Annotated in this window: 11 protein-coding genes; 2 read left to right on the top strand and 9 right to left on the bottom strand. The window is 63.8% G+C overall.

Annotation, left to right across the window (positions count from 1 at the left end; genetic code table 11):
• Window positions 1-535: 535 nt before the first annotated feature.
• The 5 genes from LB543_RS21250 to LB543_RS21230 form a co-directional block, all read right to left on the bottom strand.
• Complete coding sequence (locus LB543_RS21250; RefSeq protein WP_224615435.1) at window positions 536-736, bottom strand: hypothetical protein; 201 nt, start codon at window positions 734-736, stop codon at window positions 536-538.
• Window positions 737-1,125: 389 nt separating this feature from the next.
• The gene (guaA, locus tag LB543_RS21245; protein ID WP_224615434.1) at window positions 1,126-2,688 is read right to left on the bottom strand and encodes a glutamine-hydrolyzing GMP synthase; all 1,563 of its coding nucleotides are present in this window, start codon (window positions 2,686-2,688) and stop codon (window positions 1,126-1,128) included.
• Between the two features lie 55 nt (window positions 2,689-2,743).
• Window positions 2,744-3,409: a 5'-methylthioadenosine/S-adenosylhomocysteine nucleosidase gene (locus tag LB543_RS21240; protein ID WP_224615433.1), complete on the bottom strand. Its 666-nt coding sequence runs from the start codon at window positions 3,407-3,409 to the stop codon at window positions 2,744-2,746.
• A 4-nt stretch (window positions 3,410-3,413) separates the two neighbouring features.
• Window positions 3,414-3,872 (bottom strand): PaaI family thioesterase, encoded by a 459-nt coding sequence (locus LB543_RS21235; RefSeq protein ID WP_023686843.1) that lies wholly within the window; start codon window positions 3,870-3,872, stop codon window positions 3,414-3,416.
• Between the two features lie 138 nt (window positions 3,873-4,010).
• Window positions 4,011-5,300: an RsmB/NOP family class I SAM-dependent RNA methyltransferase gene (locus tag LB543_RS21230; protein ID WP_224615432.1), complete on the bottom strand. Its 1,290-nt coding sequence runs from the start codon at window positions 5,298-5,300 to the stop codon at window positions 4,011-4,013.
• A 317-nt stretch (window positions 5,301-5,617) separates the two neighbouring features.
• Here LB543_RS21230 and LB543_RS21225 point away from each other — a divergent pair, with 317 nt between their 5' ends.
• Complete coding sequence (locus LB543_RS21225) at window positions 5,618-6,295, top strand: MIP family channel protein (protein ID WP_135861795.1); 678 nt, start codon at window positions 5,618-5,620, stop codon at window positions 6,293-6,295.
• Window positions 6,296-6,364: 69 nt separating this feature from the next.
• Here LB543_RS21225 and katG read toward each other — a convergent pair whose 3' ends face one another.
• Complete coding sequence (gene katG, locus LB543_RS21220) at window positions 6,365-8,566, bottom strand: catalase/peroxidase HPI (protein ID WP_224615431.1); 2,202 nt, start codon at window positions 8,564-8,566, stop codon at window positions 6,365-6,367.
• Between the two features lie 179 nt (window positions 8,567-8,745).
• Here katG and LB543_RS21215 point away from each other — a divergent pair, with 179 nt between their 5' ends.
• The gene (locus LB543_RS21215) at window positions 8,746-9,654 is read left to right on the top strand and encodes a hydrogen peroxide-inducible genes activator (RefSeq protein WP_224615430.1); all 909 of its coding nucleotides are present in this window, start codon (window positions 8,746-8,748) and stop codon (window positions 9,652-9,654) included.
• Window positions 9,655-9,667: 13 nt separating this feature from the next.
• Here the strand turns inward: LB543_RS21215 and LB543_RS21210 are convergent, their stop codons facing one another.
• The 3 genes from LB543_RS21210 to LB543_RS21200 are packed head-to-tail and all read right to left on the bottom strand — an operon-like array spanning window position 9,668 to window position 12,327.
• On the bottom strand, window positions 9,668-10,420 hold the full coding sequence (locus LB543_RS21210) for an amino acid ABC transporter ATP-binding protein (protein WP_224615439.1): 753 nt from the start codon (window positions 10,418-10,420) through the stop codon (window positions 9,668-9,670).
• A 50-nt stretch (window positions 10,421-10,470) separates the two neighbouring features.
• Window positions 10,471-11,412, bottom strand: a complete 942-nt coding sequence (locus LB543_RS21205) for an amino acid ABC transporter permease (protein WP_224615429.1) — start codon at window positions 11,410-11,412, stop codon at window positions 10,471-10,473.
• A gap of 57 nt (window positions 11,413-11,469) precedes the next feature.
• Complete coding sequence (locus LB543_RS21200) at window positions 11,470-12,327, bottom strand: ABC transporter substrate-binding protein (protein ID WP_224615428.1); 858 nt, start codon at window positions 12,325-12,327, stop codon at window positions 11,470-11,472.
• Window positions 12,328-12,367 lie beyond the last annotated feature (40 nt).

Genomic DNA, 12,367 nt, shown 5'->3' with positions numbered 1-12,367 from the left:
CGACGCCGCATCGGGCGAGCGGCCGAGGAACGCGGCGAAGCGCCGGACGTGACGAACGTAATCCTGCTGGGTATGCGGGCCCAGGCCCCGCATCAGCATGTCGTGCTGCATGCGCTGGCGAAGCGGGCTAATAGGTGCATCGGTCGATGGGGTAGCCATGGCGAGTTCCTCTCGTTGAAGGGAACTCCATGGTCAGATCGACGCCTCTACCCGCTCAAGGCCTATGACATGCACGCCATCTCAGAAGGAGGCGGCCCTCCCGCGCAGCGGGTTCGTGCATTGGGTGCATACCAGACATTCAGCAGCTGACCGTCCGCGTGCCGGCCATATCATCCTTTCCACATCGTCGATCGGAGAACAGCCTGTATGGACTCTGCGAGGTCGAGCTCGCTGCGCGCCTCGCGTTTGTCGAGTTGCATAGCTCAGCGACGGTCTATTTGGCAATGTTACCAAGAAATTGATGCAAATTAGTAATCACTAATACAGAATCCCGACCGGCGATCAGCGCATGGCTTCCACCAAAGGCGTGGTGTAGTTAGTCCTTTTCGTCATGATTCAACGTTTGCAGTTCGTGTCGCCCAGCGGCCCAGGCAAGCCCCTCTTCCAGCCGATCGTCCCCCCAGAATGTTTCGCCATCGACGAAGGCCGGGGAGCCAAAAATGTCATAGCTGCAAGCCGCGTCCGTCTCCGCCTTGAGACGCTCATGGGCGCGGGCGCCGTCAGCCTTGGCAATCACATCATCGACGTCCTCGGCCGAGGGGAGCCAGCATATGGCCCAGATGGGCGCGGCTGCCCAGTTCCATGTCTTCCAGGTACCACGTCCTGAAGCTTGCGACGGTGTAGGCCTCGCACCAGCCCTCTTCGGCCGCCACCATGGCGACCCGGTTGGCCAGAAGGTCCGGATCGGTCGGCAGCCCTTGGTTCGGGTCCGTTCGACAAGCCTATTTGCACGCCGTTGTACGCCAAAACCCTCTGTCGGCCTGAACGGGATTTACTTCCGAAGCAACGACGTGTCAGACAACCAACGGTCCGGAAGGAACGCAGAAAGCTATCGAAGACATCTGGCGCGAATGAAAAATGGAGGGTCGAGAGGGCAGCTGAACCTCTGCTATTGCCGCGTTTCCCCTACTCCCACTCGATCGTCCCAGGCGGCTTCGAGGTGACATCATAAACCACGCGGTTGATGCCGCGCACTTCGTTGATGATGCGCGTGGCGGCGGCACCCAGGAAGGCCATGTCGTAGTGGTAGAAATCAGCCGTCATGCCGTCGACCGAAGTGACGGCGCGCAGCGCACAAACGAATTCGTAGGTGCGGCCGTCGCCCATGACGCCGACGGTCTGCACCGGCAACAGCACGGCAAAGGCCTGCCAGATCGCGTCATAGAGGCCGGCCTTGCGGATCTCGTCGAGATAGATGGCGTCGGCCTCGCGCAGGATCTCCAGCTTTTCGCGCGTTATGCCGCCAGGACAGCGGATGGCGAGGCCAGGACCTGGGAAGGGATGGCGGCCGATGAAGCTTTCGGGTAGGCCGAGCTCCTTACCCAGCGCCCTCACCTCGTCCTTGAACAGCTCGCGCAACGGCTCGACCAGTTGCATGTTCATGCGCTCGGGCAGACCGCCGACATTGTGGTGCGACTTGATCGTCACCGACGGGCCGCCGGTAAAGGAGACGCTCTCGATGACGTCGGGATAGAGCGTGCCTTGTGCCAGGAAATCGGCGCCGCCGAGCTTCTTCGCCTCGTCCTCGAACACTTCGATGAACAACCGGCCGATGGTCTTGCGCTTCTTTTCCGGATCCGATTCACCCTCGAGTGCCGAAATGAATTTTTCCGAAGCATCGACAAGGATCAGCGGCAGATTGTAGTGCTGGCGGAACATCGCCACCACACCGGCGGCCTCATCCTTGCGCATCAGGCCATGGTCGACGAGGATGCAGGTGAGTTGGTCGCCGATCGCCTCATGGATCAGAAGGGCGGCGACCGAGGAATCCACGCCGCCGGACAGCGCACAGATGACCTTGCCCTTGCCGACCTGCTTGCGGATCGCCTCGACCGCGTGTTCGCGGTAGGCGCGCATCGTCCAGTCGCCTTCGATGCCGGCGATGTTGTGAACGAAATTCCGGAGCAGCCGGGCGCCGTCGGGCGTGTGCACCACCTCCGGGTGGAACATGATGCCGTACATCCTGCGCTCGACATTGCCGAAGATGGCGAAGGGCGAGCTTTCCGATTTGCCGAATACCTCGAAGCCCGGCGGCAGGGCGATGACGCGGTCGCCATGGCTCATCCACACCTGATGGCGCTGGCCAGTGGCCCACAGGCTCTCGAACAGCGGGCTGTCCTTTTCGATCTCGACGAAGGCGCGGCCGAATTCGCGATGGTTGGAACTTTCGGCGACGCCGCCCATCTGCACGCACATGGCCATCTGGCCGTAGCAGATGCCCAGCACCGGCACACCGGCGTCGAAGACGATCTGTGGCGCGCGCGGGCTACCGATATCCGATGTCGAGGCGGGGCCGCCGGACAGGATCACCGCTTTCGGATTGATGCGCTTGAACGCCGCCTCGGCCGACTGGAACGGCACGATCTCGGAAAACACGCCGGCCTCGCGGATGCGGCGGGCGATGAGCTGGGTAAACTGGCTGCCGAAATCGACAATCAGGACGGTGTCGGTGTGATTGGCTGTCGTCATGGCGAGCCTTTAGAGAAAGAAACGAGTCGGCGCAATGGGTTGCGTCGCCTGAGTTTCAGAGAGGTATCGCCTCGTCACGGGGTGATTCCGGCCGGAGCAGGCCCGAACCGATCGCCCGTTCGAGGCGTATGACGGCGTCGGCCAGCTTTTCGTCGATGACGTGCAGATACTCGGTCCAGTCGCCGACGTGCCTGAGATCGGCCGCGCCGTCGGAGATGCCGCGCAGCCCGATGATCGGAATGTCGAAAAGCTGACAGGCACGCAAGCAGGCGAAGGTCTCCATGTCGACCATGTCGGCCTCAATCGTGTCGTAGGCCGCGCCGGTGATGATGGCGCCGCCGGTCGACAGCGTCGCCTCCTTGATTTCGGGAATGCGCAACGGCAGCGGCACAGTCACCGGCAGGTCGAGAAACGGCGTCGCGCCTTTTTCGAAGCCCAGCGGCGAGGCATCGATGTCACGATAGCTCACCGAGATGGCCTGGTAGATTTCTGCCTGCTCGAGGGTCCGGCTGCCGGCCGAGCCGAGCGATACGACGAGGTCCGGCAATGCCTTCTCGGATTTCAACCAGGAGAGCTCGGCGCCCAGCCGTACGCCGGCTTCGACCGGGCCGACGCCCGTCATCAGCGGGGTAAACAGCCGCTGCAGATACGGGCCATATTCGGCCTGCGCCGCCATGACGAAGAGGACATCCTTGCCGCCAATGCGCACGATGTTGCTCATCGGATCATCCTGCTATGCCGTCGCGACCAACCACCGTCATCATCGTCCCGGTCATGGTGGCGATCAGCTTGGCCTCGCCGTCGGCGGCGAAGGCATAGGCCTGGCCGTCGGCAACGATGATGGTGCGGCCGGGTTTGGTCACCGAACCGCGGAACAGAAAGCGCTCGCCGCGGCCCGGCGCCAGAAGGTTGACCTTGAACTCGATGGTCAGAACGCCGGAATTCTCCGGCATGAGCGAGAACGCCGCATAGCCGCAAGCCGAGTCCAGCGCCGTCGAAATGACGCCTGCATGCAGGAAGCCATGCTGCTGGGTCAGCGCCGCTGAATAGGGCATCTCGATCTCGATGATGCCGGGCGTCACCAATGTCAGTTCGGCGCCGATCGTCGCCATCGCCTGCTGGCGCGCGAAGGACGCCCTGACGCGATCCTCATAGTCTGGAGCCGGTACGATCTTCGCTGCCATCGCCGTTGCCTTCGTTTGTCCGGCAAAGCTTATTGCAGAGGGATCGGCGGCAGGCAATCTCAATTGCTGCACTGCAACAATCGTCTCGTCGGCCGTCACCGTCCGAGTGGCCGCGAACCGACGGGGGATCCGGCGGGCTCAGATGGTCCGGCGCAGCGCGCAGAAATAGAACCCATCAGTGCCGCTCAGCGCCGGCGAGAGGGAAATATCTCCGCCAGCGCCGATCCGCGCCGCTGTTTGGTGGCCCGGAAAACGGCCGTCCCAGAGAACGCGGTGATCGACCGGGGCAAAGCCGCTGCTGCGCTCACGAAACGCTGCAACCTGTTGGCCGTTCTCCTCGTCGAACACCGAGCAGGTGATATAGACCAGCAGGCCGCCGGGTTTGACATACACCTTGGCGGCATCGAGGATCGTCGCCTGCTCGCTCTTGCGGGCGTCGAGCTGTCTCTGCGTCAGCCGCCATTTGGCGTCGGGACGGCGCCGCCAGGTACCGCTGCCAGTGCAGGGGGCATCGACCAGCACGATGTCCATGTGGTGGCCGAGCGGAGCAAGCTCGGACGGCTTGGTGACGACCTGCACATTGCGGTTTTCAGAGCGGCGGATGCGGTCGAAGATCGGCGCCAGCCGCGCCTTTTCGGCATCGTGGGCGAAGATCTGACCGTGATTGTCCATCGCAGCCGACAGCGCCAGCGTCTTACCGCCGGCGCCGGCGCAGAAATCGAGCACCTGCATGCCGGCCGTCGCGCTGGCAAGTGCTGCCGCAATCTGCGACCCCTCGTCCTGGACCTCGAACCAACCTTTCTGGAAGGCCGGCTCGGCCTGCACGTTCGGGTGTCGGCCGTCACCGTCGATCGGGGGAATGCGGATACCGTGGGGTGCGATCCTTGCGGCGCTGGCACCGGTCTGCTCCAGTTCGGCCAAGACCTTGGCGCGATCAGCCTGAAGCGTGTTGACCCGGATGTCGAGCGGCGGGCGTGTGGCGAGCGCGGCGCCCTCCTCGACCCATGTCTCGCCAAAGGCCCGCTCGAAAAGCGGTTCGCACCAATCGGGTATGTCGGCGCGAACCGCGGGCGGCGCGTCGGCAAGCCGGCGTTCCGCGATTGCCTGGAGTTCCGTGGCGCTGAGCAGCGGCGGCGCGAACTTGTCGCCTTCGAGCGTGGCGTTGAGCGACTGCCCCGTCTGGCTCCATTCGAGCAGCAGCGCCCCGAAGCCGATGGCACGCGGCGTGTCTTCGCCCAGCAACCAGCCGGCGGAGCGCTTGTGGCGCAGCGCGTCGTAGACGATGTTGCCGATCGCGGCGCGATCACCACCGCCGGCGAAGCGATGTGACAGGCCCCAGTCCTTCAGCGCGTCGGCCACCGGCCGGTGACGCCGGCCAATGTCCTCCAGCACTTCGATGGCCGCAGCCAGCCGTCCGCCCAGTCGCATTCGTCATTCCATCAAATCGAGCACATTATCTCGGCCTGCTCTTAGAGCCTTTCACGTCCGGATTGAACCCCGCTCGGTCTCGCCGCGAGCGCAAGCTGGCCATGGTCGGCAAACCTGTCCGATCAGTAAATCTTCGCGGCGGCTGGCGGCAGGCAGACCAGTAGATGCAAGACTTCTAATGTTCATAATTGGCGTCCGCAAGGTTGGTGCGTGGCGCTACAGCTCTGCTTTCCAAGTTTTTCGGTTGGGAATACTCTTGCCGCCATGATTCGCGGCGCGGAAAACGTGGACCGGCGGATCGTCACGAGGAGAGGGCAATGAAGACTTATCTGGCGGAAGTTCTAGGCACATTTCTGTTGGTGTTCATCGGTACGGCGTCCGTGGTGACGGGCGGCTTCGGCGGCGCGCTGCCGCTTGGCCAGGAGGGCATCGGCCTGGCATTCGGCATCGGCCTCATCGCGGCGGCCTATGCAATCGGCCCGATTTCGGGCGCGCATCTCAACCCGGCGGTGACGCTCGGCGTGTTCCTTGCCGGCCGGCTGCCGGCTAAGGACGTCATCCCTTACTGGATCGCGCAGATCATCGGCGCCATCATCGCTTCGCTGGCGCTGTGGATCATCGTTTCCGGCCAGACGGGCGGCCACACCGGCGGCTTCGGCGCCAATGGCTGGGACGAGACGAAGTGGGGCATGAGCTCGGCGTTCCTGTGGGAGTTGATCGGCACCTTCACCTTCGTCACGGTGATCCTTGGCGTTACCGCTGAGAAGCACTCGACGGCTTTTGCCGGTCTGGTCATCGGCCTGACGCTGGCGGGCATTCACTTCGCCATGATCCCGGTCACCGGCACGTCGGTCAATCCGGCGCGTTCGATCGGCCCGGCGCTGTTTACCGGCGGTGCCGCACTCAGCCAGCTGTGGCTGTTCATCGTCGCGCCGCTAATCGGTGGCGCCATTGCCGGCGTCGTCGCCAAGGCGCGCGTCTTCGAGAAGGATTGATTTCCGGAGCCAGGATGAAAAAGGCGCGGGCCGTGGCCCGCGCCTTTTTCGTACGTTCTTAAGCTCGGATCAGGCGGCGATATCAAAGCGGTCGGCGTTCATCACCTTGGTCCATGCCGCAACGAAATCCCGGGCGAATTTCTGCCCGGCGTCCGCCGACCCGTAGACCTCGGCCAGCGCCCGCAACTGCGCATGCGAGCCGAAGATCAGGTCGGCACGGGTGCCGGTCCACCGGACTGCCTTGGTCTTGCGGTCGCGCGCCTCGTAGACCTCTTCCGAACCTGGCTCGGAGCCGGCGGCCGGATCCCAGACGGTGCTCATGCTGAGCAGGTTGACGAAGAAGTCGTTGGTCAGCGTGCCCGGCCTGTCGGTGAACACGCCGTGCTTTGACTGGCCGGTGTTGGCGCCGAGCACCCGCAGGCCGCCGACAAGCACCGTCAGCTCCGGTGCCGTCAGGCCCAGCAACTGTGCCCGGTCGACCAGCATGGCTTCGACCGACATGGGCTGCTTGCCCCTGACATAGTTGCGGAAGCCGTCGACTTTTGGTTCGAGCGCGGCAAAGGAAGCAACATCTGTCTGTTCCTGCGAGGCGTCCATGCGACCCGGTGTGAATGGCACCTTCACATCATTGCCACCATCCTTCAAAGCCTTCTCGACAGCGGCGACACCACCGAGCACGATCAGGTCGGCGAGCGAGACCTTCTTGCCGCCAGCGTTGAACTCCTTCTGAATGCCTTCGAGCTTGGCAAGCACCTTCGCCAGTTCGGCCGGCTGATTGACGTCCCAGTCCTTCTGCGGTGCCAGCCGGATGCGGGCGCCGTTGGCGCCGCCGCGCTTGTCGGAATTGCGGAAGGTCGAAGCCGAGGCCCAGGCCGTCGAGACCAGTTCGGAAACCGACAGGCCGGAGCCCAGGATCTTGGCCTTCAGCGATGCGATGTCCTGGTCGCTGACCAGTTCATGGTCGATCGCAGGGATGGGGTCCTGCCAGATCAGCTCTTCCTTCGGCACCAACGGGCCGAGATAACGCACGACCGGACCCATGTCGCGGTGGGTCAGCTTGAACCAGGCGCGGGCGAAGGCATCGGCGAACTGGTCCGGATGCTGGTGGAAACGCCGCGAGATCTTCTCATAGGCCGGGTCGGCCCGCAGCGCGAGGTCGGTGGTCAGCATGGCCGGCGCGCGATGCTTCGAGGGGTTGTGCGCATCCGGCACCGTGCCGGCGCCGGCGCCACCCTTCGGCGTCCACTGATGGGCGCCTGCGGGACTCTTCGTCAATTCCCATTCATAGTTGAACAAGTTGTCGAAGAAGTTGTTGCTCCACTTGGTCGGCGTCGTGGTCCAGGTGACTTCCAGGCCCGAAGTGATGGCATCGCCGGCAATGCCCGACGCATACTTGCTCGACCAGCCGAGGCCCTGCGCCTCGATGCCGGCGCCTTCCGGCTCGGCGCCGACCAGCGAGGCATCGCCGGCGCCATGGGTCTTGCCGAAAGTGTGACCGCCGGCGATCAGCGCCACGGTTTCCTCGTCGTTCATCGCCATGCGAGCGAAGGTTTCACGGATATCGCGGGCCGAGGCCAGCGGATCGGGCTTGCCGTTCGGCCCTTCCGGATTGACGTAGATCAGACCCATCTGCACGGCGCCGAGATGGCCGCGAAGCTCGCGGTCGCCCGAATAGCGCTCGTCGCCGAGCCACTTGGTCTCCGAACCCCAGTCCACGTCCTGCTCGGGCTCCCAGACGTCGGCGCGGCCGCCGGCGAAGCCGAAGGTCTTGAAGCCCATCGATTCCAGCGCGACGTTGCCGGTGAGGATCAACAGGTCGGCCCAGGAAATCTTGCGGCCATATTTCTGCTTGACCGGCCAAAGCAGGCGGCGCGCCTTGTCGAGATTGGCGTTGTCAGGCCAGCTGTTGAGCGGCGCGAAACGCTGCTGGCCCGCTCCGGCGCCGCCACGGCCGTCGCCGATGCGGTAGGTGCCGGCGCTGTGCCAGGCCATGCGGATGAACAGCGGCCCGTAATGGCCGAAGTCAGCCGGCCACCAGTCCTGGGAGTCCGTCATCACATGGTGCAGGTCCTTGATGACCGCATCGAGATCGAGGCTTGCGAATTCCTTGGCATAGTCGAAGTCCTCGCCCATCGGGTCCGACAGGTTCGACTGCTGGTGGAGAACGCCGAGGTCAAGCTGGTTCGGCCACCAGTCACGGTTGGTCCGGCCGGCGGATCCATGCGCGACAGGGCATTTGCCCGCGCTGTTGTCGTCGGTTTTCGCGTCCATCTCTCACTCCAATTTTGCCGAGGTTTGATTTTGCCGAGGTTGATTTTTGCCAAGATTTTGGGGGCGGCCAGCGGCCCGCGCCAATCTGGAACCGTTCCAGACTAGGCCACACTGACGATAAAAACAAATTGCCTTTCCTGTTTATTTCGATAGGATTTCCTTATGACAGGCTTGACTGCATGATCGGATTGACAGTTCGCCAGATGCATTATTTCGACGCGCTGGCGCAGACGCTGCATTTCGGACGTGCGGCGAAACTTGCCGGTGTCAGCCAGCCGGCGCTGTCCTCCCAGATCGCCGAAATGGAGCAACGGCTGAACTGCCGGCTGTTCGAACGCGGTGGCAAGTCGGTGCGCATGACGGACGACGCGATCGCTCTGTTGCCGCGTATCGAGCGCATCCTGGCTGACATACGTGACGTGGAAACGACGGCCCGGCGTGGTCGCACGGCCATGGAGGGACGCTTCCGGCTGGGCATCATCCCGACCGTCGCGCCCTATCTTCTGCCGCGCGCCCTGCCCGAACTGAAGAAGCATTTCCCGGCCCTGCTGCTCGAACTGCGCGAGGCGGTCACCACCTCCCTGGTCGAGGACGCCGCATCGCGAAAACTCGACGCCTTCATCGCCGCGCTTCCGCTCGACCATCCCGGACTGATCACCGAAGCGCTGTTTCCCGACCGGTTCTTCCTGGCCGTGCCATCAGGCGATCCGGCCTTTGCCTCGCCGCCGGTTCCACCCGAGAGCCCGGCGCTGGAAAGACTAATGCTGCTGGAAGAAGGCCATTGCCTGCGCGAACAGGCGCTCGCCGTCTGCGGCAATGTACGGCCGGTGGCGATGGCAAGCTATGGCGCCACCAGCCTGACCACGCTCTTGCAGATGGTGGCGCACGGGCTCGGCGTCACACTCATCCCCGAAATGGCGGCGGGGCCGGCCGGCACCATTCCCGACCTCAAGATCGTGCCGTTCCAGGAGCCGATGCCGCAGCGCATGATCTGCCTTGCCTGGCGACGCAACAACGCGCGGCACGGCGAATGCGTCGAACTGGCGAAGATTATCCGGGGTTTGGGCACGCCACTGCTGGCCGCTTGAGAACTGGCAGCCGCTACAGCACCCGCGACAGGAACTCGCGGGTGCGCGGCGAAGTCGGATTGGCGATCATCTCGCGCGGCGCGCCGCGTTCGACGATGACACCGCCGTCCATGAAGACGAGCTGGTCGCCGATCTCGCGGGCAAAACCGATCTCGTGGGTGACGACGACCATCGTCATGCCGCTCTCGGCAAGGTCGCGCATCACCTGCAGGACCTCGCCGACAAGTTCCGGATCGAGCGCCGAAGTCGGCTCGTCGAAGAGCAGCACCTTGGGTTTCATCGCCATGGCGCGCGCGATCGCGACACGCTGCTGCTGACCGCCGGACAGTTCGCGCGGATAGCGGTCGACCTTGTCGGCGAGGCCGACACGCCGCAGCAGCACCTCCGCCTCGGCCCTCGCCTGGTCCAGCGGGGTGCGCCGCACCTGCGTCGGCGCCTCGATCAGGTTCTCCATCACCGTCATGTGCGAGAACAGGTTGAACGACTGGAACAGCATGCCGATCTCGGCCCGCCGTTGGCACAGGAGGTCGTCCTTCACCTCATAGAGCTTGTCGCCCTGGAGGTCGTAGCCGACGAACTGGCTATCGACGAGCAGGATGCCGCCGCTGAGCTTTTCGAGATGATTGATGCAGCGCAGGAACGTGCTCTTGCCGGACCCCGACGGGCCGATGATGCAGGCGACCGACCCCTCCGGTACATCGAGGTCGACGCCTTTGAGAACTTCAAGCTGGCCATAGGTTTTGCGCACGCCGCGCGCGAACACCATGGAGTTGGCCGGCACGCCGAAGCGGGCACGATTTTCGGACTTCACATCGCTCATCGGGCAACGCCGCGCAGGCTGATGGCGTTGCGCAGGGCGCGCATCGTCAGGGGATCGCGGCGGATATCGCTGCGGCCGAAATGGCGCTCCAGGAAATGCTGCCCCACCGACATGATGCTGACCACCGCGAGATACCAGAAGGCCACCACGATCAGCAGCGGGATGGTTTCGAAGGTACGCGCGTAGATGCTCTGGGCGGTATAGAACAGATCATCGACGGCGATGAACGTCACCAGTGAAGTCATCTTCAGGAGGTTGATCGCCTCATTGCCGGTCGGTGGCAGCACGAAGCGCATGGCTTGCGGCAAGGTGATGCGCTTCAGGATCATGCGGTATGGCATGCCGAGCGCGCTCGCCGCCTCCGACTGGCCGGACGGCACCGACTTGATGCCGGCGCGGATGATCTCGGCCATATAGCCGGCCTCGCACAGCGAAAGCGCCACCACGGCAGAGAAGAACGGGGTCATGAAATCATTGGTGCGCACGGAAAACAGCGTGCCCAGGAAAGGCAGCGTCAGCGAGATTTCGCGCACCAGCAGCGACAGGTTGAACCAGAAGATCAGCTGGATCAGGGCCGGGACACCCCGGAAGAACCAGACATAGACGCCGGAAAAGGCGCGCAGCACCGGGCTCGGCGACACCCGCATGATGGCGATGACGGTGCCGACCACGATCGCCAGCACCATGATGATGACGGTGAGCATCAGTGTGTTGCCAAGACCGCGCATGATCGAGGGATGGAACAGGTAGCCGGCGGCCGTGCCCCAGGCAAAGGCCGGGTTGCTGGCGAAGGCGCGAATGATCAGGAAGGCCAGCAGCAGGGCGAACGCCGTGCCGATCCAGATGCCATAGCGGCGCTGCGGCACGACGGTCAACCGCGACACGGCGGCGGCGGCGCCCGGCTCGATGCCGATCTCGGTCGGGTGGGCCACGCCCATCGGATATCTCCAGGTTGCGGGCCGACGCCTGATGAACCATCAGGCGCCGGATAGTCCCTATTCGGCGCGAAGCGCGTCCATGGAGCCGACGAAGTAGGGCTCCTTGATCGCGTAGGCACCCATGCCGTACTTCTCCAGGATAGTCTTGTACCTGCCGTTCCTGAACAGCTCGGCAAGTGCCGCCACCATCATGTCGGCGGTCTCCTTGTCGTCCTTGGCGATCGCCATGCCGAGCGGCGCGACCTCGTAAAGCGTCGGCAGGACCACCAGCTGGCCCTTGCTCGTAACCTCGAAATAGCTCGATGCGGTGGCATCGTCCATACGCGCGTCGACGCGGTCCGAAAGCACGGCCTGGACGATATCGGTGGAGGAGTTGAAGACCGACTTCTCGATGGCCTTCTGGCCTTTGTCGGTGCACTCCTTGCCGAGCTTGTCGACCAGAAAGTCCGAGGCGCTGCCGGCCGAGACGCCGATGCGCTTGCCACAAAGCGGCGTGTCGCCACTGAAGCTCGCCTTCTTGTCCGGCGACGTCGAGACGGCCAGGCCCGCCTTCAGGAACATGACGAAATCGACCTGCTTCAGGCGCTCCGGCGTGGCCGAGAAGGTCTCCCAGGCAATCTTGAAGCGGCCGGCCGCGAGGCCGGGGATCATCGACGGGAACGGCGTGCGCTGGATATCGAGCTTGGCGTCGACGAGCTTGGCCACCTCGCCGGCGAGTTCGATGATGATGCCGGTCTGCTTGCCGTCGGCGTCGAGATATTCGAACGGCGCGAAGTCCAGCGTGTTGGCGACGGCAAGCGTTCCGCTCCCTTTCACCTCAGCCGATTTCGGCACGTCGGCGGCTTTGGAAACCCCGCCCCAGACGGTGGCGGAGATCGCCAGCGCAATACTGGTCATTCGCAGATATCTGTTCATTGCTGTTCCCTTTCTTGTCCTTGTTTGCAGTCTTTCCAGC

Source organism: Mesorhizobium sp. ESP7-2, assembly GCF_020164715.1.
In the GTDB taxonomy this organism is placed as follows: Bacteria; Pseudomonadota; Alphaproteobacteria; order Rhizobiales; family Rhizobiaceae; genus Mesorhizobium.
Note: the sequence above shows the minus strand (reverse complement) of the source record. Positions and strands in the feature narration are given on the sequence as shown.